Genomic DNA, 23,189 nt, shown 5'->3' on the forward strand with positions numbered 1-23,189 from the left:
CGAGCCCGGCAGCCCACCCGGGGTTACGCCCCAGGACGTTGACGGTGACGCTGTTCCCCTCGTCATCGGCGAGGGAGATCAGCTCCCTCGGAGCGATGTCGCCCATAGTTACCCCTTCATCGGCGAGTACCGAAAGATCGTCGCCCCGCCGGAGTGCAACCGCCACCCCATTTCGTCAGGGGTTCTAAGGGAAGGTTACGTAACACCTCGCAACTGTCCCCACTGGTTCGCAACGTGCATTATCGATGTCGGTGATTTTCGTCCAGACGCCCTTCTTGAATCCCCCCATGTACTCCATCCTCTTGTTGTCGCCGATGCCGAACTGCATGTAAAGGTCGTACGCACGGTCTTCGAAGGTGAAGCCGTCGACGTCGTTTCCGGGACCACCGGCTTTCTTCCCTGCCTTCAGCTCAACCTGCTTGCAGCTCAGGTTCGTCCAGTTGTCCGAGCGCGCCGATGCGCTGTTGTTCCACACGTCGCATCGGTCTGTTCGGCCGGAACCGCTGAAGGAGGCATATTCCATGGTCCAGCGAGTGCCGTTGTAGAGCTCTCCGTAGGCCGCCGCAAGAGCTGGCCCGGCCGACGCACTCGGGTTCGCCACAGCAGTACCGCTCGGCGTCAGCGCCAAGAGACTCACCACTGCGGCCATCGGCACCGCGATCCCGACTGCTGTCCCGAGGGCCATCCGCCTCGACCTTTTCTCCTTCACCCTGATCCCTGTGTTCGCCATACTCGTTTTGGGCACAGTCGTTCCCCCGTATTCTCGAACGATGGGCGAGCCGACTTCAGCCGTCGGCCTGTCGGCCTTACTATCCGGCCTTGGCCGCCCACCAGCCAGCGGATCCGCATCCCGCACCATCACGGGACGCGCACTCCCCCGCTGAACTGCGCATTCGCAGATCGAATGGGACAGCCGTGGAACGCAGAGACGAGCCAGCGGGGCCCGTCAGGGGGTGGGGATGTGGCAGAGGCAGAAGGCGTACGGGAGCTGGCCGCCGCACTCGCGGCGCTCAAGGGGCGCAGTGGGCTCAGCTACCAGGAGTTGGGGCGGCGGCTGTTCACCAGCCGCTCCACGCTGCACCGCTACTGCACCGGCCGGGCGGTGCCGGGCGACTACGGTCTGCTGGTCCGCATCGCCGAAGAGTGCGGAGCGGGGCCGGAGGAGCTGAACGACCTGCTGCGGCACTGGCGGACGGCCACCGGCCGCGACCAGGCGCCCACCGGTTCACTGAAGGCTGGCGGTTCCAACTCCCCGGCCCACTCGCCCTCACCGGCAATCGACTCTCCGAAGCCGAGGCCCAACGCTTCGGCCGTGCGGCTCGTACTCGCCGCCATCGTGGCCCTGTTCGTCCTCAGCGGCGCCGCGGCGAGCTCGCCGGGCGATGCCGGGGCTGAGCGCACGCCCGCTCCGGCGGCTGGGGCAGCGGCAAGTTGGGCCGAGGCACCGAAGGCGGTCGAGCCTGAGGTTTTCGGGGTGACGATGAACAGCTCCAGCGGGGCGATGCCGTCCTTTCGGGTCGGCTCCCTGCGCCTGTGGGACAGCGAGACGCGCTGGGCCCAACTGGAGCCCAAGCAGGGCAAGTACGACTGGTCCACCCTCGACCGACTGCTGAACGCCGCCGAACGCGAGGGCCTGCCCACCCTATTCGTCTTCGGTGGCACCCCGGCCTGGGCCGCGCCCGACGCCCGCAAGGCCGCCTACCCGGACGGCTCGCGGGCGGCCCCGCCGGACGACCTCGCCGACTGGGACACTTTCGTCCGCGCCCTGGTGCGGCACGCGGGCGACCGGATCGACGCGTACGAACTGTGGGTCATGGCGAACCACCCCCACCACTACAACGGCAGCGTGCGGACCCTGGTGGAGATGACCCGCCGCGCGAGCGCCGCCATTCAAGCGGCCGACCCCGACGCGACAGTGGTTTGCCCCTCGGTCACCGGGCTGTGGGACCAGAAGGCGCACGAATACCTGCTGCGCTTCGCCGAGGCGGGCGGCTACCAGTACTGCGACGCGGCGGGGGTCAAGCTCTACCAGCGCCATGTCACCGACCCTCCGGAGACCATGCTGGACACGGTCCTGCGGATCGAGCGGACCTTCCACCGCGCCGGATACCACCTGCCGGTGTGGAGCACGGGGACCACACAGTCGCTGCCACTCAACGATCCGCTGGATGAGGACATGGCGGCCGACCACGCGGTCCGCTTCTATCTGACCGGGCTGTACGCCCGGAACCACGGAGTGGCCCGTCTGTACTTCTACGCCTGGGGCAACGGTAAGCTCCCACTCGTGCTCCAGGCGGAGGGCCAACCGCCCACCAAGGCAGGCCGGTTCGTGGGACGCCTCCAGCAGTGGCTGTCCGACGCGCGACTGCGCGGATGCGGCAACGGCCCGCAAGCCTCCCTCCCGGACAACGTCTGGGAGTGCGAATTCCGCGTACCCGACACCGATGGCCGCCTGCGCACTGCCCGCGCCCGCTGGACCCACACCGGAACGGCCGAAGTGCCCAACGGACCCGGCGCCAAACGAGTCCACCGACTCGACGGCTCCGTCCAGCAGGTACGCCCCGGAGACGTCCAACTCGTCACGGAACGACCGGTGCTGATCGAGTACGGGTAAGAGCAATGGCTGGATCACCGATGGGCGCACAGGTGAGATCACAGATGGAACACCGCTGAGCGTCACGCCCGAGCACGGCTCTCCGGCAGCACCCGAAAACGCCTCCGTGTACGTGGCCAAGGCGTTCAAGGGCCGCCGGAACCAACTCGTCAAGATCGGCGTGGAGTTGTTCTATCTCCCGCCGCGCAGTCCCGAACTCAACGACATCGATCGCGTCTGGCGCTCAGCCAAGTGCGAGGACTACCCACAATGAGCCCAGACCGTTATCGACGCCCTCGGCACTGCCACCGACCAGGCCCTAACACACCAGCGTGACCGCATCCTGCAATCACCAGAGAACCTCACCGAAGCCGCTGAGTACTCCAGCTGTAGATCGCGATCTTGCTGGTCAGGGCTGGCCTGGGAACAGGTGCGGCCACCGGTGATCATCGGTGTGTGAAGACAGAAGATCAGACGGTGGCCGCAGGTCACAGCATAGATCCTGGCCGCTGGCAGGAAGCGTTCGAGGTCCTGATGGGTCGCATCGCGGGACGGTTCGGTCGGGTGGAACCCCGGCGCCGGGTACGGGCGTTCGTGCTTGGGCTGCTGTCGGACCTGCCGCGCAAGAACTGCTGGACGCTTGCCGAGCATGCCGGGGACGCGAGCCCGTACGGTCTGCAGCACCTGCTGTCGAGGGCCAGATGGGATGCCGACTCAGTGCGTGACGACCTCCGCGGCTTCGTCGTCGAGAACCTGCACCACCAGGACGCGGTGCTGGTCGTAGACGAGACCGGTGACCTGAAGAAGGGCACGCACACGGTGGGCGTGCAGCGCCAGTACACCGGCACCGCCGGACGCATCGAGAACAGTCGGGTCGCCGTCTACCTCGCCTACTCCACCCCGCTTGGGCACGTGGCGATCGACCGGGAGCTGTATGTCCCGCGTTCCTGGACCGAGGACGCGACCCGCTGCCGGGCAGCCGGGATCCCCGACCTCGTCAGCTTCGCCACGAAACCCGCCCTCGCCGCCCGCATGATCGGCCGAGCACTGGACGCCGGCGTCCTCGCATCCTGGGTGGCCGGCGACGAGGTCTACGGAGGCAACCCCCACCTGCGAACCGACCTGGAGAGACGCAAGATCGGCTACGTACTCGCCGTCGCCTGCAACCACCAGATTCCCACCCACGCGGGCAAGCTCCGCGCCGATACCCTGGTCAAGAAGCTGCCGAAGCGGGCCTGGCAGAAACTCTCCGCCGACGCCGGAGCCAAAGGGCACCGCCTCTACGACTGGGCCCTGGCCGACATCGCCGACGACCGGCCCGGCCACCGCCAGTTGCTCGTCCGCCGCAACCGGCGCACGCGTGAACTCGCCTTCTACCGCTGCTACTCAGCCACCCCGGTTCCGCTGTCCACCTTGGTGCGGGTCGCTGGGCGCAGACGGACGGTCGAGGAGATGTTCCAGGCCGGCAAAGGCTTGGCCGGCCTGGACGAGCACCAGGTCCGCCGCTGGACTTCCTGGCACCGTTGGGTCACCCTCGCCATGCTCGCGCACGCCTTCCTCACCGTCACCGCAGCCGCCGAACGCCGACACCACCCAGCGCCCGAGGACCTGATCCCCCTGAGCGGCAACGAAATCCAGCATCTGTTCGCGGCACTGATCAACCCGGTCCACGACCTCGCGCACCGACTTCGCTGGTCTCGGTGGCGCCGTCGCCACCAGGCCCGCGCCCGCACCTCCCACTACCGACGACAAGCAACCACTCAACCGTGACCTGCCGCAGAGTCATGAGGTGAGGGCGGGGCGCTACGGCAGTGGTGCCATCGCGTCAGGCCACCCGGTACCATCGGTGGCGGCCTGGTGCAGCCGGCCGCTCGCGCCTTTCAAGGTTGGGTGAATGCACCGTGGGTCGCCTCGCCTCGGCTCACTGAACGCGGCACCGGCCGACAACGCGAGCATCGGCAGGATGGGCCGCGTGGAAAGCCGACGCGATGACGTCCCCTACCACTGACCACGCCAAGAAACTCGCCAGACTCCTGCGCGAGGACCTTGCCACAGCGGGAATCGAGATCCCGCACAGCCTCGCACTCGAACTGATCGCCCATCAGCTCGGCACCAAGGACTGGAACGTGCTCGCCGCCCTGACGAGCCGCGCAGGAGGCCCTGTCGTACCGGACATCAGCCCGGGCGTGCCGGTCCTGCGCGTCCTGTCCGTCGCGCAGGCACTGCCGTTCTACCTGGACTTCCTGGGCTTCGCCCTGGACTGGGAGCACCGGTTTGAGCCCGGGCTGCCACTGTATGTGCAGGTATCGCGCTCGGCAGCCGTGCTGCACCTCTCCGAACACCACGGCGACGGCGCCGCCAACAGCGTGGTCTGGATCCCGATGCGCGATGTGTCCGCCCTGCACAAGGAATTGCTCGCCCGACCGAACGCACCAGCACGTCCCGGAATCGATCCGGACGCCCCCGGAGGGCCGACACTGCAGGTCATCGACCCGTACGGCAACATCCTGAGGTTCGCGCAGCCGCCATCCGGACAGTAGCCGACCTCGGCAGAGCGCGCCGCAGCACGCGGTGCGCTCTGCCGACACGATCCTCCACACGGACATTCCACAGAGCGACGGCAGCAAGATCGCGATCTACAGCTGGAGTATTAGGTGAGGAGCACGCCCGCGAGTTCGCGCCAGCCGCTGCGGGCGAACGTGCCGCGCGAGTCGGTGACGATCTGCACGGCGATGTGGTCGGCCCCGGCCTTGCGCCGTTCGGCGAGCCGTGCCGCTATGTCCTCGGCCTTCCCCCAAAGGAAGAGGGCGTCGACCAGGCGGTCACTGCCCCCGCCGGCCAGGTCCTCCTCGGTGAACCCGGACCGCAGCCACGCGGACCGGTAGTTGGCCAGGAGCAAGTAAGGGGCGAGCGCGCCGCGCGCCCGCGCGCGTGCGGTTGCCGGATCGGTATGCAGGATGACGGTCTGCCCCAAGGCGAGCAACGGCCCTTGACCCAGCAGCCTTCTGGTACGGGCTACGTGCTCGGTGTCCACCAGGTACGGGTGGACACCGAGGGTCCGGTCGGCTGCCAGCCGGGTCATCCGGGGCCCGTGTGCTCCGACCAGCCGAGCGGAGGCCGGCAGCGCAGGAGCCGCCGAGTCCAGTCCGTCCAGGTAGTCGGCCATCGCAGTGTAGGGGCGCCGATATGCGTCGACTACTTCACCATGGCTTACGCCCAGGCCGACCACCAGCCGCTCCCGATCGCCTACGGGTAGCGCGTGGTACACACCAGCCAACCGGTCCGCAGGCCGGTCCCAGACGGAGACGCAGGCGGTGGCCACGGTGGCACGACGCGTCGCCCCCAGCACCCGGGCCGCGGTGACCAGGTCACCCTGCGGATTACCGCCGGGATCACCGCCAAGCCACAGGGTTCCGTACCCGAGTTCCTCAGCCTCCGCTGCGGCGTCCACGGCCTCGCCGGAGTCGCCGTGGGTGAACGCCAAGCTCCAAATCCCGAACATCCCCAGTTCCACTAGCTAGCCTCCCCCTATCGGGTAGGTCTTTCCTACCCGAACAGCAACCACCACTACTGCCGGATATCCCGGTCTGTCCGGAACTCGCAGGCCCTGCTTGGCTGGAGGGAACCACGCAAGCAGCTCGTCGATCGCCTGTCGGCGGCCCGTCAGTAACCCTCAACTACCGCAGTTACACCACTCGTTTGACAGTCCCGACCGGTGACCGCGCCTCCGTCGTGTCCGACGGCCTGCTCCGCGGGATCTCGGCCCTGTTCTCGTATTGCTACGGCCGGGTGGCGTGTGGCACTGCGTGATGCTTAGGTCAACTGACGTCCGGGGTGTAGGTCAGAACCACGCATCCATCGTTCCCCGCGTAGCCGGCAGTGGAAGGCCGCTGCTTGCCGGGGTTGGACGCGCCGGCAGGGCCGGCACCAATTCCTCCGAGGCCGCCCACGCCGGCGGTAGGGCAGCTGTCGGGCCACCGCGCGGGCGTGCCGCCATCGCCGCCCCAACCGCGAACGTTGCGAGATCCGTCGTGGCCGCCCTGGCCGCCGTTGCCCGGCGTGATGGTGCGGTCGGTGCCCACGCACCGGCTTGCCTCCACGCCGCCGCCCCCTCCTGCGCGGCCGCCGTTGCCGCCCCCGTACCAATGGGACGCATCGCCGCCACCTGCCTCCCAGCCGTGCTCGGCGGATGCCAGGGTGACTCCGCCGATACTGACGGTGGTGTCGGAGCCGTTCTTACCCCAGTCACCGTTCCGGCCGCTTCCGCCCTGGCCTCCCTTTCCACCGCTGCCGACGGTGAGGGAGATCTTCGACCCGTCCGCGACGGTGATGCGACACGACACCACGGCCGAGCTGCCGCCTCCGCCGCCTCCGCCGCCGGTCAGGGACCCACCGTCATTGCCTCCGCCTCCGCCTCCTCCTGCACCGCCGCCCAGAGCCACGATGCTGATATGGCTGACGCCCTGCGGCACGGTGAAGGTGTGCTCGCCGGGTGAGCCATACGTCTGCACCTGGGCGGCAGGTGCCGCGGATGCGGTACCCGGTGACAGTAGTGACGCGGCCACCATCGCAGACACCAGAACCGCGCGCCGCGGCCTGGAAGATGGAATGATTTTCATGGATGGCTCCCTGAAGGTCGATTCGGACATCGCAAGGTTCTCCACCTGCGCCCATGCCCCATGCGCTTTACGCACGGATTCGATCTTTCTGGGGGAGCCTCGAACTGGTGTCAGCCGCCTTCTCGCTCGGGTGCAGCTACTACTCGTGCCCCGAAATCCGGCTGCTTGCTCGATTGCGCCCGGTTCCCGTGGCGGTGGCCCTGTTCTCGTATGTGCGTCGCCGTAGTAACGGCCGCAAAAGCAACGGATATCGCTGAACTGGGACGATGGGGCTCGGAGAGCCCTGTTGTCCGGGCCGCTCGCAGCGGTGGCTCGACGATCGGCGCCTTCAGCCGTGTCCGGGCCGATCCCCCAACACGCGTTCGCGGCGACTTCCGACAGGCCGCGCGAGCTCTCACACACCCCGTGGCGCGGGAGTGGCGGCTCATTGAACGGGGAATCCTCCCGCTGATCTGTGCGGCAGTAGCCGCTTACGCCGTTTGGGAGGTTGCCATGAACAGCATCCGTCGCATTGTCACCACCATCGGCTTGAGCGCCCTCCTTGCCCTGGACAGCATCTCAATGGCCACGCCCTCCCAGGCACAACCGGCTCCCGGCGCCCGTCTTCCCGCCGACGCCGGCGGCCCTGAATGGAGCCTCCACGCCATCGTCGGCGGCCTCGACTTGGACCTCGCCACGCTCATCCCCGGTGTCAACGGCTGATCCGTGCGGCAGCAACAACCCTGCAGTTGTGGACACCTGGCCGTGCAGTACCTCGGCTTGTGCATCCGGGGAACTGCCTGATCCCAGATATCGCTGGGGCTCCCATCCGCTGGGATGTCCGGCTGACTCACGAGCGCGGGCCGCTGGACGGCTTCCCCTTCGCCATGGTCGCGACGGTAGTGATCAGCGCCTCGGGTCGATGCGCGTTCGTGAGAACCAGCCGCCCATCGTCCTTGGACAGCGGACCTCGACCGATTACCGCTGATGCAAGGGGTGGATCGGTGGCTCCTTGCTCAAGTCCAGCTACAGCGATGGGACTGGCGGCGAGTGCGTCGAGGTCGCCACGGCCTCCCGGGCCTCGTCCCCGTTCGCGACAGCAAGGACCCCGACGGTCCCGCGCGCCACTTCTCCGCCGACGCCTTCGCCTCCTTCGTCAGGTTGTGCCCGCAGGCGACTTCTCGATCGCCCAGCTCGCCCACACCCTGAAGACAACCACCGCCCACGTCGCCCGCCTGCTGTCCCAGCACCCCGTCGACTGGAGCCCGCCCCGCTTCCGGCGCACCCAGCACACCGCCACCCGCGTACCGCAATGGCGCGCCTGGTACGAACACGGCGACATCTCCCTGCAAAACATCGCCGACCGCGAAGGAACCAGCCTCGCCACCATCCGCCTCGCCCTCATCAAGAACGGCGTCGCCATGCGCTTCTCAAAGACCCAGGCAACTCGACCGTGAGCCCTCCGCCACCGACCACTGAGCCGAGAGCGGGCATCACGGTGCGCCCATGCGGCTCAACGGGAACGATTCTGCGGTTACTCGGCCAACGCTCAAGGGCGGGGCGTCGCCGAAACGGAGGCTGGGCCGATTCATTCTGCCGACATGCAAGATCCTTTCGACGTTGCCGCCTTTCTTTCACCCCGGGTCTACCGCCCGCCGATGAAGGCCCCGGATGCGCTGTCGGAGCATCCATCGTGTGGCGTTCGGCCGACCGGGGTGGCCTGCGATATCACGGCGGTGTCCTCACAGGAGGCAGGCGGCGCGGCCGAGGATGTCGGGCCCCGTGCAGGGAGCGGCCCGTCATTGCGCGGGGCGGGTGAGCTCGGTGATGCGGTCGAGGAGGTCGGTGACGGCGGGACGGCGCTGGTGGGGCCGCAGCCTCTGGATGGCCGCGTTCAGACGGTTGTCGGCGCGGGTGGACGTGAGGGTGGGGTAGACGTCGAGCAGGGTGTGCCAGTGGGTGAGGGCGGCATCGATATGGCCGAGGCGTAGATGTGTTTCGGCGAGGCGTGCGCGGGTGAGGGCAGCGGGGAGTTGTTCGGTGGGCGTGCGCAGGCGCAGTGAGGTGGTCAGGGCGGTGAGGGTGGCGGGGCGGTCGCCGAGGATGGCCAGGGCCTGGGCGCGTTGGTAGTGCAGGGCGCCGGCTGGGTAGCGGGTGAAGGGTCCCGGCTCGGCGTGGCTCTGGGTGTGGAGGGCTTCGGCGCGGGTCAGGGCGGCCAGGGCGGCGTGCCGGTCGTGGTGGGCATGGAGGACGGCGAGGTGGATGTGGGTGTAGGCGCGGACAGCGGGCGGGGCGTGGTGGGCGTGCCGGTCGGCCTGTTCGGCGAGGTTGAGCACGTTGGTGTCGTGGTGGCCGAGGTCGTGGGCATGGGTGGCCATGGCGCGCAGGGTGATGGCGAGGGTGATGTGATCGCCTGCGTCGGAGGCGAGGCGGGCGGCGATCTGGTGGTAGTGCTGCGCGGTGGCATGGTCACCGCCGTCGGCGCACATCGAGCCCAGCAGCAGGACGAGCCGGGCGGTGGCCGTCTGCAACCCGCGGTGGATGTCGGTGCGGGCCGGACGGTCCAGCAGGGGGGTGACCTCGTGGGCGAGGTAGGCGGCCAGGGCCGCCCGCACATGCCGGCCGCCGTGCTGGTCGGCGCCGGTGGCGAACATCGAGGCCATGGTGCGCAGCTGCTCGAGTTCACCCGCTCCGGCGCGGCGGCCGGGGCGCGGTGCACCGGCAGGCACCGTCGAGGGCGAGGCGGGCTGTCCCTGGTCGGGCAGGGCGAGCACGGTGGCAGCGAAGACGCCGGCGCTCAACAGGGCGCGTCGGTGCGGGTCGAGTTCGGCACGGGTGAGGTGGGCGAGTTTGCGCATGGGGTCGGCCTCCCAGGCAGGGTCCACGACGACGGGGGCGCGGGTGAGGCCAGCGTCGTACGCCGTGACGCGCCTGCCCAGACGGCGCGAGAGACATTCGAGTATCAGAGCAGGCAGCGGGGGCCGGGGCTGGGTACCCTCCAGCCAGCGCCGCACCGTGGTGAGATGGACGATCAATCTCAGGCCCTGCTCAGCAGCAATGCCCCGGAGGGCGGCGGCGAACTGGGCAGGGCCCCAGCCGGCCGCCTCCAATAAGAGCGTGAGCTGAGTGTTGGCGGTGCGTGGCACGGCTGCCTCCTGGGCGTGCGAACATACGGCGCTCTTGCCGGTGTCTGAAGGAGGGGGTGTCCTCGTGCCGTGCGCCATCGCAACGGTTACCGGTGCGCTTTGCACACCTCCGGGGACAACCCACGTATTCGTCGTATGCCCCAGGGCGCGTGGGGCGACCGCAGCAATGCACATTCACCAAGTCGCAAGCGGTGTGCAATCTCTACCCGCTCCGGTCACGGTCCGGCCAGGTGAAACGGCGCCGACTCGCTTTCGCGTCGGTCTGCGTCGATGCGCACCGTCCTGACGCCGGCCCTCGCTCCGTGTCCGAAGGATAGGACGACGTTGAGCTCCGTACGGCAGGCCAAAGGCTAGCGAAAGCCGTCCCGACAGTGACGACTTCGGCACTTAAGAAAGGATCTTGCACGGCGGGTTCCCCTTCCGCTCGCACTCCTCGTTCGCGGATGCGTTCGCTGGGCACGCGACGGCAGTGAAGCGAAGCGATCCGGGGCGAGGCAAGCGTGCGCGACAGGCGTATGCGAGACCCCGGTTCCCACCCCCTGCGTCCCACGCACACCCCAGTGAAGCCACGCACACGGGCCGACGAACGACCCCTGTTGGAGAAAGTGGCAGGGCCCCAGCAGTGTCCGCTGCTACGGTCCGGGCGGCGGCCGGGCTTGCGATCACCCCACCGGCATCAGGAGCAACGCGGCATGCGGCTCGCCTGCCGCGCGGTGCAGGTGCGAGGTTTTGTATTCGCGTTTCACAAATTCACCAGGTTGCGAGTTGTGCGACTCATCTACGGCGTTCATGCCTGGCTCGGCGCTACGGGGCGGTGCTGAACTGGCATGGCTGCGGCGTGTGAGTTCGGCCCAACAGCGGCTCGTTTCGCTGTGCCCGTGGCGTAACCCTCCCCGGTCCATCAGGCCGGAAGGACACGGCTTCGGAACCTGTGGGCGCCGGAACTCAGTCGACTCGCGGCCGGGCAATGGTCGTGAGGTGGCCGCGGTCATCGGGGGCCTCACGGGATGGTCGCTTCGCGGGCTGCGCGTCGCAGGAATCTGAAACGCACAGTTGTCCCGTTGCAAGGAGTATGTAGCGTGCCTCGTCGTACCGCTTTCCTCTTCCCCGGTCTCGGAGCGTACTCGCCCGGAATGCTCGCCCAGGCGCGGCAGGACCACAGCCAGGTGACCGAGACCCTTGACGAGATCGACCGCCTCTCGGCCAAGCATGGGGTGCCGCCAGTCTCCGAGCTGCTGTTCGGCGCAGCGCCCCCGGCCATCGACGAGATGATGGACCGCCCCGCAGAACTGCTCCAGATGGCCATATTCGGCGCCTCGGTGGCCACGCACCGGCTTCTCGTAGACGCCGGAGTCCGGCCGTACGCTCTCGTGGGTCACAGTTTCGGTGAGATCGCAGCACTCGTCTGTTCCGGCGCTTTCACACTTGAGGACGGTGTACGCCTGGTCTGTGCCCGTGCCGAGGCTCTCAAGGAGTGGGAAGGCCGGGGAGCGATGGCCGCTGTCGGGGCCGATGAGGAGCTTGTAGGTCATCTCATCGGTGCCCTCGACGAGCCGGATCTGGTCATCGGCTGCGTCAACGGCCCGCGCCAGACGGTCATCAGCGGACCGGTCGACGCGATCGAGCGGGCGGGGAAGGCAGCGGCAGCACTGAATCTGTTCTTCACCAGGCTATATCTGCCCTATGCCTCGCACCATCCTTCGATGCGGGGTGCCGTGACCCGGTTCATCATGCTGACCGAGGGCATCGGACAGCATCCGATGGACCACCCGGTGATCTCCCCGATCCACGGTCGGCGTTACACCGACGGCGACGATCTCCTGCGGTTGCTCGGCGAGTGCCTGGTGCTGCCGGTCCGCTTCACCGACACGGTGCATCGGTTGCACACCCGCGGTGTCACACGGTACGTCGAGTCCGGCGCGCTCAAGGCGCTGACCCGGTGCGTGGAACTGACGGTTCCTGGCATCACCACGTATGCGCCGCTGCTCGATCCGGAACGGGAGAGCGAGGCGCTGCGGTCGGTCATCACGGACTGCGGAGACTCCACTTGGGCGCCCCCTCCTCCCGCCCCGCCGGAGGCAGCCCCGGCGCCGGCCGTTGAGGGCGACGAGGGCGACGAGGGCGACGAGGGCGACGAACACGAGCCTGCCCCGAGCATCCCGGAGCCGGCGCCAGCGGACCGTGAGGCCGTACTCGGCCGGCTGCGGGATCTGTACGGGCAGGCTCTGGAGTACCCGCCAGAGTTTCTGACCGCGGACGCGCTCCTGGAAGCCGAGCTCGGTGTGGACTCGCTCAAGCAGACCGCGCTACTTGTCCGGGTCGCCGAGGAGTTCAAGCTGGCGGAGGGTTCTCGCGGACTGCGCATTCTTGAGCTGAACTCGCTCGGCGCCATAGCGGACCACGTGATCGCCCACGCAGACGGGCAGGCGGTTCGGTGAAGACCGGCCAAGGTCCGGGGGACCTCAGTGGGAAGGTCGTGCTGGTCACGGGTGGGGCGCGGGGGGTGGGTGAGGCGATCAGCCGTACGTTCGCCGCCCGGGGCGCCCACGTAGTCGTCAACTACTTCCATTCGCGGCAAGAGGCTCCCGTGCTGCTGGAGAGCATCCTCGCCGCGGGCGATTCTGCTGAGTTGCTCCGTGCCTCTGTCGCCGTGCGGGCGCAGGTGGAGGACATGTTCAGCCAGGTCGAGACACGACATGGCGGCCTGGACATTCTCGTCAACAATGCGGGAGCCGGGGCTCTCGGGTCTGTGGATGAGATCGACGACCGCTACTGGGAACGAGCCTGGACTGCCGATCTGCGGGGCAGCCTGTGGTGCGCGCAGCAGGCGGCCCGGCTGATGGACTCCCGGGGCGGTGGCGCGATCGTCAACGTCTCCTCCATCGGCGGTGGTTCGCTCGTGATGCACGGCTTCAGTGCCTGCGGTACGGCCAAGGCGGCCGTGGAGGCTCTGACCCGTTATCTGGCGGTGGAGTACGCGTCACGCGGCATCCGGGTCAACACCGCGACCTGCGGGGTGCTCGAAAGCCCCGTCGTGGACGGTTTCCCCGAGGCGGACCGGTTCAAGGACCGTGTCCGGGAGGCGACACCGCTGGGCGGGCGGCTCGGGCGGGCGGAGGAGGTGGCGGAGGTGGTCGCCTTCCTCGCCTCACCGGCGGCCTCGTGGGTCACGGGACAGAATCTCCTCGCCGACGGCGGCCTGTCGCTGGGCGCGATGCTGTTGGCTCCTGGGCCGGACATGGGGGCCCGCGCACAAACGACGCCCACCGCACCCGCCATCCAGACCGCCCTCACGGCCAGTTCGGCAGTTCCACACGAGGAAGCGGACCGCGCCCGCCTGCTGGATCAGGCCACTCACGCAGCCTTGGAGCAAGGGCCCGAGGCAGAGGACACCACCCCCGCCGCCGAACCGCTTCCCGCAGCCGCGTCGGCCCCGTCCAAGGCCCCCTCCCCCACTGCGGCTCTCGCTCTCGCCCCTGGCATCGAGCCGGACCCCGAAGCCGTCATCGCCATCGTCGGCATGGCCGCCGTTGTCCCGGGCGCGAACTCACCCGCCGAACTGCGCCGGGTACTGGACGGTGAGCACCATGTGTTCGGCCGTCCCAGCCGATTCGACGCCGACGCGTTCTACTCGCCCGACCCTGCGGCCGAGGACCGGTCCTACACCCGCGAATCCGGTTTCATCACCGGTTTCGTCCCACACCCAGCCCTGCAGGCCGAGCTCGAACGCGACACCTTGCCGAGCCGGGAGGACACCACCCTCTGGCTGCGGCACGGGCTGCACACGGCGCTGGACGGAGTGGCCCGCTCTCCTGCCGACCGCTTCTTCGCCGCGTTCGGGTTCACCGCCGACGGCAGCCAGGAACTGGAGGAGCACCTGGTGCGCTCCGGCTATCAACGGCTGTTGGCGGATGAGGCGGCGGAGGGCGACAGCGGCACGTTGCGGGCCGCCCAGGCGGAGCACTACGGGCGGGGCGGAACGCCGGCGGCCGAATGTCTGCCGCACCGCATCGGCCGGAACGCTGTCTCCGGGATCCTCCCTGATGCCACCGAAGTGGTCATGGTGGACACCGCCTGCTCCTCCTCGCTCTACAGCATCGATCTGGCCGTCAAGGCGCTGCGCGAGGGGGCATGCTCGATCGCGGTGAGCGGCGGGGCCTTCGGTTACACGGCACGCAATGTCGTGTTGTTCTCCAAACTCAGCGGGCTCTCCCGGTCCGGTGAAGTCAGGTCGTTCGACCGCGACGCCAGTGGTGTCCTGTTCTCGGACGGCGCCGGGGTGCTCGTCCTCAAACGCCTGGATCGGGCCGAGACCGACGGTGATCGGATCCTCGGGGTCGTCGAGGGCATCGGGCTGTCGTGCGACGGCAAGGGGAAGGCCATCTACGCGCCCAACCAGGAGGGCCAGGAGATCGCGCTTCGCCGCGCATACGCCGACAGCCCGTCGGGACCGGAGTCCGTCTCCTGGGTGATCGCGCACGCCACGGGCACCCAGGCCGGTGACAGCACCGAACTCGCCGGCCTGCACCGAGTCGCCGGGCAGGGACCGCCCGCCCTGCTCTCGTCGAACAAGGCGATCGTCGGCCACACCGGCTGGGCCGCGGGTGCCGTCTCGGTGGTCCAGGCCCTGACCGGACTGGCCCACGGCACTGTCAGCGCCCAGCGCTATCTGCGCGACCCCCTGCCTATCCTGGACGGCAGCCGGTTCACCCCGCCGATGCGGCCCACCGCGCTGCCAGGCGCGAAGCCGCACACCGTCGCGGTCAACGCCTTCGGTTTCGGCGGCACCAACGCCCATCTCGTGATCGGTCAGGAGGCCACGGGCCGCCGCTCGCGCACAGCACTGCACACGGACCGCACGGTGGTCGTGGGGACGTCGTACGACCTGCCGGGCGATCCCAACTCCGGGGCCGTCACAGCCTGGCTGCGCGGGACAGGGCCTGCCCCGGAACGCGGCTTCGGTGACGATTACCCGTCGCCGGGGTTCGCCGAGGTGCCGATTCCTCCGCCGACGCTGCGCAACATGGACCGCACGCAGATCATGCTGCTGCGCGCCTATCACCGGCTGCCCGACCCCGTGCGCGGGGTCTGCAACCGACTGCACGACACGACGGGCGTGATCGCGGGGCACATGGGGCCGACCCGCCAAGCGATTCACTACGCGCTGCGCTGCTATCTGGGCGACCTGGAGAACACGATCGGATCGGGTCCCGAATTCACCCGCATATCCAAGAAGGCAAGGGAGTTGGTGCCGCCCAGCACTGAGGACTCCTTCCCCGGCATCATGCCCAACATCATCTCGGCCCGGCTGGCGGCGCTGTGCGACTTCCACGGGCTGAGTATGACGATCGACACCGGCCCCGACGCGGCATCCGACGCGCTGCGGACCGCCGAGCGTCATCTGCGGCACGGCAGTCTCGATCTCGCGGTGGTGGCCGGGGTCAACGGCAACTCCACCCCCGAACTCGCCGAAGCCCTGTCCGCCTCCGCCGAGTTGGCCGAGGGTGCGTTTCTGCTCGTCCTTGCCCGCGAGTCCACCGCCCGCGAGCACGGTCTGCCGATCCTGGCCAAGCTGCGCACGACGACCGGCAGGCCGGACCCGTCGACTCGTCCGTCCTGCCGTGTGCCGCTCGCCGACTCCGGCCGCAGCTATCTGGGCGCGGACGCCATGACCGCCGTCTTCGCGCACCTCGCCGCGCCGCCCGGGCCGACGACGATCGGCAGCGCAGCCGACTGGGGCACGCAGCTCCACCTCGACAGCAGCGACGCCGCCCTGCCTGAGCCCTCCACTCCGGCGCTCGAACAGCCAAGGCCCAAGGACGCGGCGGCCGCACCTGCGCCGGTGTGGCGGATGGCCCGCCGGCTCGCCCCGGCGGTGCCTCGCTCCGTGCGCGAGGCGCTTGCCGCAGTGCCGGAGGACAGCATTCTTCTGGTGCCCGACCGTGGCCTTCTCGACGGGGTTCCCCTCCCCGGCACCACCACAGTCGTTCAGGCTCCGCCTCCGCCCGCGCCGGGAACGCCGCTCCCCGATCCCGACTCGCTCGCGGCCCTCCTGCCCACGGGGGAGCGCAGCCACGTCCGGGTGGTCGCGGACCTGGCCGCCACCCGCACCTCGCCGGACGACCTGACCGCGGTACACCGTCTGCGCACCCTGCACGACCTGGCCTTCCTCGCCGCGCAGCGATGGCACGGCGGCACAGGCGACTCGTACGGGATCCTGCTGCTCGATGCCGTACGGGAAGGTGTGGTTCACCCGTCCGCAGGACCGTTCACGGGCTTGGTCAAGAGCCTGGCCCGGGAGGCACCGGACGCGGCGGCCTTCTCAGTCCTGACTGAAGAGCGGGACACCGAGCGGGGGCTGGCACTTCTTTCCGAGGAGTCCGGCCGCCACCAGGATCTCTCGGTGTCCGTCCACCTCGGAGGCGAACGCCACGCCTACACGCTGGGCTTCGCCGAACCCCGAGCGGCCTTACAGCCCTCCCTGGGCAGGGACAGCGTCGTGGTGGCTGTCGGCGGAGGCCGGGGCATCACCGCAGAGCTGCTGACAGCCCTGGCCGGTGAGACCAGCGGCCCACGGATCTATGTACTGGGCCGAACACCACCTTCCCCGACCGCCACCGTGGTCTCCCGCGCCGACTTCCTCGCCGCCGAACGCACCCGCCGTCCGCAGGCCGGCCTGGCCGAACTCATCACCGCACACCATCGCTTGAGGGCAGCCGCCGAGACCCGGCGCACCATCCAACGCCTCACTGCGCTGTGCGGAAGCGACCGGGTCACCCACCTCACCTGCGACGTGACGGATCCGGCGGCCGTGCAGGCTGCGATGGACAGCGTCCACCGCGCGCACGATCGGATCGACCTGCTGATCAACGCCTCCGGGGTGCATCAGGGCGGCCTGGTACGCACCGCCTCGCTCGAAGGGGTCCGCCGGGTCCGCGACACCAAGATCCTCGGCTATCTCAGCCTCCACCGCGCTCTCGCCGACCGCCCTCCCAGGCGGTGGCACAACATCGGCTCGCTGCTTGCGGTCCTCGGCTGGCCCGGTGAGGCGGACTACTGCTCCGGCAACGAGCTCCTCAACTGCACCTCCCGCTGGGCCCGTTCGTTCTCCGACGTGGCCGAGACCACCCTGGCCATGGCGCTGTGGGACGAATCCGGTTTCGCCGCCGAGCCGGTGATGCGCGATCTGCTGCGCCGCCGGGCAGCCCTGTCGGGAGTCTCCAATCACGACGGCGTCCGGCTCTACCTCGACGAACTGGCCTCCCACGACCCCGACCCCGAGGTCGTCCATCTCGGCAAGCCCGAATACGCGCTGGTCGTACCTCCGGCGCTGCGGAAGGCGGCCGACAATTCACTGTCCTTCCGCCCAAACGCGTCCGGCGACGACGGCCATCTGCGCTACCACCTCCTGTACGGCGAACCCGTCGCCCCCGCTGCCCTGATCGCCGCGCTCGCCTGCGAGGCCGTGTACACCGCGAACCCCGGACGAGTGGTCACCGCCCTGCGCGATCTTTCGTTCCGGCTTCCGGTACGGGCCGAACCACCGGCCGGCCATCAGCTACGGGTCGGCACCGACGGCACCGTGCGCATCGTCAGCGCGCTGCGCTCTCCGGGAGGCCGAGCTGTCGTACGCGAGCGGCTTCACGCCACGATGACGGCCGAGCTCGCGGACCGGCAGCCCCCTGCTCCCTCGGTCGTGACACCCAGGCCGGACGGGGGACTTCCTGTCGTACCTCCTTGGTACCGAGAAGGAAGCGGACCGCTGTTTCTGAGCGGTCCCTACGCGTCGCTCGACCAGGTACGCGTCATCGCGCGCCAGGCCACGGCCCGTTTCGCTCCCCGGCTCGATACGTGGGAGGCAAGCTTCTCGCGACCCGGGCTTCCGGTGCTCCTTCTGGACGCGGCCATCCAGCTCCTCTTCCTTCTTCAGGAAGTCGACCCCGGCGCGCCGACGCCGCACACCGTGCGCGCCGCTCCGGTCGGCATCGACAGGGTCGAGCTGTTCACGGACCGCCCGGACGCCGCGCTGCTCGCCACGCACGGCGACGCGATCTCTTTGGTGGCTGACGCCGAGTCCGCATCTGCCGACGCGCTCGCGCCGGACGGCACTGTCCTGCTGTGCGTCACCGGACTGACCGTACGACCCGCCTGATCCTCAACCGTGCCTGCCCCCAAGGAGATTGTCGAGATGCTCCTCGCGTCCCTCTCGCCCGCCGCGCGCGATGAGATACAGCGGCTCCTGTACGGCCCCTGTGAGCCCTCCTTCGTGTCCGCCCTGCACAAGGCACTCGCCGCCGGAGCCCGGCCGGACGCCTCGGCGGCCGGTACCGGCCGCGGCGAGCACCTGCTGCGCCGACTGGGCGCGTTGGGTGAGGTGCTGCCCCTGGGCCACGATCCCTTCGCCGACCCCGCACGGCTGGCTGCCGCGCACGCCTGGACGGCGGTCGCCGACCCTCCGCTGTGCCTGGCAGCCCTGGTCCACCACGTGCTCTGCCAGGGTTCCATGGCGCACCTTTCCGACGAACCCGACCGCCTGGCCCCCGAGATGGCGGCGTTGAGGTCCGGGCGGATCAAGGGCGTGTACCTGATCACCGAGGCGGGTCAGGCGAACAGCCACCTCGCCACCCGGACCCGCGCCGTGTTCGATCCGGTCGGCGGAGGGTTCGTCCTGCACACACCCGATCCGCTCGCCGCCAAGTTCGCCAGCGCGGGAACACTGGACGTCCCGCAGACGGGCGTTGTTCTCGCCCGTCTCTTCACCCAGGAAACCGACCGCGGAGTTTTCGCCTTCGTGGTCCCGCTCACTCATGACGAGGGTCTGCTGCCCGGCATCGAAGTGTCCTCGCCGATCGGCCTGGGTGCCCTACCCCTCGACTACGTCCAAGTACGGTTCCACCACGTCCGGGTCCCCTACGCCCACTGGCTCTCCGATGGTGCCCGCATCGGCGGTGACGGCACGTTCCACGATCCCGTCGGGTCGCACGAGCAGCGCCTGCAGCGCACCCTGCGTGTGGGGCAGGGCCTGTGGGCGTGCATGCCGGCGATCGCTGCGGCCACCTCCCGGCAGTCCGCCGTGCAGGCCGTCAACTACGCGCGCCAACGGCGCACTCAGGGGCGGCTGGCCCCCGGCGTGCCCCTGCTCTCCTACCGAGCCCAGCAGCGTGTGGTCCTGGGTGCCCTGGCCGACGCGTTCGCCCTTACCTGCGCAGCACACGGCGCGCGAGAGGCGTGGACCCGATCCCTCTCGGCCCCCGCGCAGGCGAAAGGCGGTGAGACGATGAGCTTCACACCCTGGGCCGCCGTCAGTCGCCCGCTGGCCGCGTACAAGGCCGTCGCCGTGCGCATGGCCGCCCGTGTTGCCGCCGACTGCCAGCACCGCTGCGGCTTCTCCGGCCACCTGGACGTGAACCGGCTCGCCGCCTATCACGGATTCCACCACGCCTTCGACGCGGCCGGCGGCGACAGCCAGCTCATCCTCTACGACATCGGCCGCGCCCTCGTCGAACAGGGTCCCGTCGCCGCGGAGCCCGACCCGCCGCCCCTCGACCCGCCGGTCACCTCGCCCCGGTGGTGGCCCGCGGTCCTGAGCCGGCACCAGGAGGAGCTGACGCGGCGCCTGGCCCGTCGGCGCGCCGCGGGCGCCGCGACACCGTTCGATGCGTGGAACCCGCTGCTGGAGGAGGCCGGTCTGCTCGGCGAGACATACGCGACGCGGCTCGTGGCCCAGGACCTGGCCCAGACTCTGGACGAGACGCGGGACCGCACCCTCGCCCAGGCCCTCGCACCACTGGCCGCCCTGCACGGCGTCACCTCCGCCCACCGCTGGGCCGGACCGCTGCTCACTCTCGGAACGCTCCGACCGCAGAACATCGAAGCCCTGCCCGCCGTCGCCGACCGGCTGTGCGACGCGGTCCTGCCGCACGTGCCGCTGCTGACGGAAGCCTTCGCCCACCCCGACGACATCGCGACGGCACCCCTGACAGCCACGGACTACAACGCCGCCCTGGAGACCACGCTGACCTGGACACGAGGGGACACGGCATGACCGGCCGCCGCATCGGAGCCCTCGGCACGGCACCACCCGCCGCCCACCGCCCGCACCGACACCGATGTAGCACGAGACCGGAGTCACGCCCAGCGGATCAGTCAACGTACCGGCTTACTCGAAGGCCACGTCACCGACATGGACCTGCTGGGCTTCGCGAACTTCACCCCGGAGGCACTCGGACAGGCCGACGGGGCATATGGGCACGGACCGCCGCCCGGCGAACCCGTCCTCATGGCGGTGTTCGGCGCCGGTATGACCTGGGGCAGCGCGCTGCTCACCTGGCGCGGAGCGCGTGATCGCCCCTGTTCTCCCAGCATCCCCCGTTCCGACTCGTCGTCAGAAAGGACCCTTCGATGAACGCTTTGGATCTGTTTCGCCTGGACGGCGCACGCGCCTTGATCACCGGTGCCTCTCGAGGCATCGGCAAGGCCGTCGCAAAGGGCCTCGCTGACGCGGGCTGCGACATGGCCGTCGCCGCTCGCACCCTCCCCGCCCTTGACGACACCGTACGGGCACTGGAAGACCGAGGCCGCAAAGCCATCGCCCTCGACGGAGACCTCGCCGTACCGGGTACCGCCGCCGACCTGGTCGACCGGGCCGTCGCCGCACTGGGCGGCCTCGACGTCATCGTTCACAACGCGGGGACCCTGCCCACGGCGCAGGACGGCACGCCGCTGATGGCACCGCTGCAACACACCGTCCAACAGGACTGGGACACGGTCATCGCCATCAACCTCAACGCCACAGCCGCTCTGTGCCGGGCAGCCCACCCGCACCTGGCCGACTCGGACCGCGCCAGCCTGATCCTGATGTCCTCCGCCGCCGGAATCGTCGGCACCCCCATGATGGAGGCGTACGCCGCCACCAAGGCCGGCCAACTCTCCCTCACCCGCAGCCTCGCGGTCGGCTGGGCACGCCAGGGAATCCGCGTCAACGCCCTGTGCCCAGGCTGGACCCGTACAGACCTGACAGCCTTCGCCAGCGAGACCGGCCCCCTGTCAGACTGGCTCACCAGCCATGTCCCGCTCGGCCGGTGGGCCACCGCCGACGAGATGGTCGGTGCCACGCTCTTCCTCGCCTCCCCGGCCTCGTCATTCGTGACCGGACACGCCCTGGTCGTCGACGGCGGGCTCGCAATACCAGACAGCGGCCTCGCCGGCCACCCCAAGCCGCCTCCCCCCTTCGCCACCAACTGACCTCCCACGTGAGGACAGAGCTCCTCCGCGGCAGATGCTGAATGTCACCGCCCTCGACGAGCCGCCGCTGCCGTTCGTCGAGGGTGACAACGCCATCCCCACCCCGAAGCCAAGGGCGCGGAGATGACCGCTAAGGCCACAGCCACCGGACTCTGGGCACCGGCCTCGCCCACACCAACGCCGTCTGGCCCGGAAGGCCGAGGACGGCGCCGGCTGGCTCGCCTTCCTGCGCTCACTGATCACCCGCGGCCTGTCATGCGTCCAATTGATCACCTCCGACGCGCACATGGGACTGGTCAACGCGACCGGCCCCACCCTGCCCGGCGCGAACTGGCGGCGATGTCGTACTCACTACGCCCGTGCACTGCTGAGCCAGGTGCCCAAGTCGGCCCAGCCCTGGGTGGCGACGCCGCTGCGGACCATCTTCGAACAGCCCGACACCGACACCGCCAAGGCTCAGATGCGGCACGTCCTCGATGCTCTGGAGGCCAAGCTCCCCAAAACCGCAGCCCACCTGGATACCACCCAAGGCGACGTCCTGGCGTTCACTGCGTTCCTGCACGAGATCTGGCGGCAGATCTGGTCCAACAGCCCGCAGGAGCGGCTGAACAAGGAGATCCGCCGCCGCACCGACGTGGTCGGTAACTTCCCCGACCCCACCGCCGTGATCCGCCTGGTCGGCGCGGTGCTGGCCGAGCGGCGCTGCGGCCGGCTGAGCGGGACTCCACCCGGCCGCCCCCAGTAAGTGGGCCAGCCGCCCATTGGGGGTGCGCGGCGTGACCGCCTCCCGGGACGTGCAAAACAGGTGTGATCTGGCGGCGTTGCCTGAAGAAGGGGGTTGCGCACCGCTGCCGTGGTCTGCGCGATGGCTCCATGTGCATCGAGGGCAAGCCGTGCTTCGGTCATGCCCTCCGTCAGGACATGAGACACCTGCTCTCGTGCGGCACGGCCCCAACCGGTGGTGTGCGGTGCTCTGCTGGTCCGGATGGCACGGACGTCGCCTTCTGGCGAGGGACGTCGGCGGCGATCGGCCTCGAGTGGACCCGCTCGCCCGTCATGCCCGCAGGGCGGGGCGGCTGGGTTCCCTGAGGCGCCCCGAGCAGTGGCGGGATTTCGAGGCCGTCCAGACCGTCCGCACGGCACGAGACTCCGAGCATCTCCAGCCCGGTGGACGCGGGCTCGTTCGGCGCCGTGCAGGACGCGGCTGTTCGGGCGGGCGCGACTTCGGCGGTTAAGACGTCGTCTCATTTGGAGCGCTGGGTAGTCTGCACCGTGTGGTGATGGTCGAGCGCATGGTCCCGGACGAGTTGTGGGAACTGTTCCAGCGGGTGGTCCCACCTGCTCCATCGCGGCCGCAGGGCGGCGGTCGGCGCCGGTACGGGGATCGTGAGGTGCTGGCCGCGATCATCTTCGTGGCCACGACGGGCTGCACCTGGCGGCAGTTGCCGCCGGTCTTCGGCCCGTCGGGGCCGACCGCGCACCGGCGCTTCACCGAGTGGTCCGCCGCCCGGGTCTGGGCGAAGCTGCACCGCCTGATCCTCGACGAGCTGGGTTCGCGCGGAGACCTGGACTGGTCTCGCTGCGCGATCGACTCGGTGAACATGCGGG

At 69.4% G+C, this 23,189-nt stretch carries 15 protein-coding genes and 2 pseudogenes; 13 read left to right on the forward strand and 4 right to left on the reverse strand.

The features are described from left to right. Positions 1–184 precede the first annotated feature (184 nt). A complete protein-coding gene (locus tag KUM44_RS31435; RefSeq protein WP_217213164.1) occupies positions 185–730 on the reverse strand; it encodes a hypothetical protein in 546 nt (181 codons plus the stop codon). A gap of 231 nt (positions 731–961) precedes the next feature. Between KUM44_RS31435 and KUM44_RS31440 the strand changes: the two genes are divergently transcribed. From KUM44_RS31440 to KUM44_RS31455, 4 genes are all read left to right on the forward strand, one after another. Continuing rightward, the gene (locus KUM44_RS31440) at positions 962–2,614 is read left to right on the forward strand and encodes a helix-turn-helix domain-containing protein (RefSeq protein ID WP_308402776.1); all 1,653 of its coding nucleotides are present in this window, start codon (positions 962–964) and stop codon (positions 2,612–2,614) included. 106 nt (positions 2,615–2,720) lie between these two features. Further along, positions 2,721–2,867, forward strand: a complete 147-nt coding sequence (locus KUM44_RS31445) for a transposase (protein ID WP_217213166.1) — start codon at positions 2,721–2,723, stop codon at positions 2,865–2,867. A 260-nt stretch (positions 2,868–3,127) separates the two neighbouring features. Further along, complete coding sequence (locus KUM44_RS31450; protein ID WP_217213182.1) at positions 3,128–4,363, forward strand: IS701 family transposase; 1,236 nt, start codon at positions 3,128–3,130, stop codon at positions 4,361–4,363. Positions 4,364–4,581: 218 nt separating this feature from the next. Then, positions 4,582–5,133, forward strand: coding sequence for a glyoxalase superfamily protein (locus KUM44_RS31455; RefSeq protein WP_254390402.1), 552 nt, complete (start codon positions 4,582–4,584; stop codon positions 5,131–5,133). 110 nt (positions 5,134–5,243) lie between these two features. On the opposite strand, the gene KUM44_RS31460 is transcribed toward KUM44_RS31455, so the two are convergent. Both KUM44_RS31460 and KUM44_RS31465 read right to left on the reverse strand, forming a co-directional pair. Next, positions 5,244–6,095, reverse strand: coding sequence for a TIGR03620 family F420-dependent LLM class oxidoreductase (locus tag KUM44_RS31460; RefSeq protein ID WP_302186080.1), 852 nt, complete (start codon positions 6,093–6,095; stop codon positions 5,244–5,246). A 316-nt stretch (positions 6,096–6,411) separates the two neighbouring features. Further along, entirely contained in the window at positions 6,412–7,242 is an 831-nt protein-coding gene (locus tag KUM44_RS31465; protein WP_217213184.1) for a hypothetical protein, read from the reverse strand. Positions 7,243–7,704: 462 nt separating this feature from the next. Between KUM44_RS31465 and KUM44_RS31470 the strand changes: the two genes are divergently transcribed. The 3 genes and pseudogenes from KUM44_RS31470 (at position 7,705) to KUM44_RS31480 (ending at position 8,648) form a co-directional block, all read left to right on the forward strand. Further along, positions 7,705–7,914 carry a hypothetical protein gene (locus tag KUM44_RS31470; protein WP_217213168.1) on the forward strand — a complete coding sequence of 70 codons (210 nt, stop codon included), beginning with the start codon at positions 7,705–7,707 and terminating at the stop codon, positions 7,912–7,914. A gap of 277 nt (positions 7,915–8,191) precedes the next feature. Further along, positions 8,192–8,400 (forward strand): annotated as a pseudogene (locus KUM44_RS31475) (DUF397 domain-containing protein). Further along, a complete protein-coding gene (locus KUM44_RS31480; protein WP_217213169.1) occupies positions 8,355–8,648 on the forward strand; it encodes a hypothetical protein in 294 nt (97 codons plus the stop codon). The pseudogene KUM44_RS31475 and the gene KUM44_RS31480 overlap by 46 nt, the downstream one beginning before the upstream one ends. A gap of 342 nt (positions 8,649–8,990) precedes the next feature. Here KUM44_RS31480 and KUM44_RS46950 read toward each other — a convergent pair whose 3' ends face one another. Next, entirely contained in the window at positions 8,991–10,337 is a 1,347-nt protein-coding gene (locus KUM44_RS46950) for a hypothetical protein (RefSeq protein ID WP_217213170.1), read from the reverse strand. Between the two features lie 1,079 nt (positions 10,338–11,416). Here KUM44_RS46950 and KUM44_RS31490 point away from each other — a divergent pair. The 6 genes and pseudogenes from KUM44_RS31490 to KUM44_RS46010 form a co-directional block, all read left to right on the forward strand. Next, positions 11,417–12,775, forward strand: a complete 1,359-nt coding sequence (locus KUM44_RS31490) for an acyltransferase domain-containing protein (protein WP_217213171.1) — start codon at positions 11,417–11,419, stop codon at positions 12,773–12,775. Beyond that, complete coding sequence (locus tag KUM44_RS31495) at positions 12,772–18,489, forward strand: SDR family oxidoreductase (protein ID WP_217213172.1); 5,718 nt, start codon at positions 12,772–12,774, stop codon at positions 18,487–18,489. The genes KUM44_RS31490 and KUM44_RS31495 overlap by 4 nt, the downstream gene beginning before the upstream one ends. A gap of 36 nt (positions 18,490–18,525) precedes the next feature. Then, entirely contained in the window at positions 18,526–20,382 is a 1,857-nt protein-coding gene (locus KUM44_RS31500) for an acyl-CoA dehydrogenase (RefSeq protein ID WP_217213173.1), read from the forward strand. A 356-nt stretch (positions 20,383–20,738) separates the two neighbouring features. Continuing rightward, positions 20,739–21,581 carry an SDR family NAD(P)-dependent oxidoreductase gene (locus KUM44_RS31505; RefSeq protein WP_217213174.1) on the forward strand — a complete coding sequence of 281 codons (843 nt, stop codon included), beginning with the start codon at positions 20,739–20,741 and terminating at the stop codon, positions 21,579–21,581. Between the two features lie 196 nt (positions 21,582–21,777). Next, a pseudogene (locus KUM44_RS31510) lies at positions 21,778–22,281 on the forward strand (transposase); the annotation flags it as partial. Between the two features lie 580 nt (positions 22,282–22,861). Then, a partial coding sequence (locus KUM44_RS46010) for a transposase (protein WP_374202091.1) occupies positions 22,862–23,189 on the forward strand: 328 nt, incomplete at its 3' end.

It is taken from the genome of Streptomyces sp. AC550_RSS872, from assembly GCF_019049285.1.
Lineage (GTDB): Bacteria > Actinomycetota > Actinomycetes > Streptomycetales > Streptomycetaceae > Streptomyces.

Excerpts from the sequence above, each read along its gene's own strand:
- KUM44_RS31470 (WP_217213168.1), top strand. The coding sequence starts at position 7,705 with ATGAACAGCATCCGTCGCATTGTCACCACCATCGGCTTGAGCGCCCTC.
- KUM44_RS31460 (WP_302186080.1), bottom strand. The coding sequence starts at position 6,095 with ATGTTCGGGATTTGGAGCTTGGCGTTCACCCACGGCGACTCCGGCGAG.
- KUM44_RS31500 (WP_217213173.1), top strand. The coding sequence starts at position 18,526 with ATGCTCCTCGCGTCCCTCTCGCCCGCCGCGCGCGATGAGATACAGCGG.
- KUM44_RS31505 (WP_217213174.1), top strand. The coding sequence starts at position 20,739 with ATGAACGCTTTGGATCTGTTTCGCCTGGACGGCGCACGCGCCTTGATC.
- KUM44_RS31455 (WP_254390402.1), top strand. The coding sequence starts at position 4,582 with ATGACGTCCCCTACCACTGACCACGCCAAGAAACTCGCCAGACTCCTG.
- KUM44_RS31435 (WP_217213164.1), bottom strand. The coding sequence starts at position 730 with ATGGCGAACACAGGGATCAGGGTGAAGGAGAAAAGGTCGAGGCGGATG.
- KUM44_RS31465 (WP_217213184.1), bottom strand. The coding sequence starts at position 7,242 with ATGTCCGAATCGACCTTCAGGGAGCCATCCATGAAAATCATTCCATCT.
- KUM44_RS31450 (WP_217213182.1), top strand. The coding sequence starts at position 3,128 with ATGGGTCGCATCGCGGGACGGTTCGGTCGGGTGGAACCCCGGCGCCGG.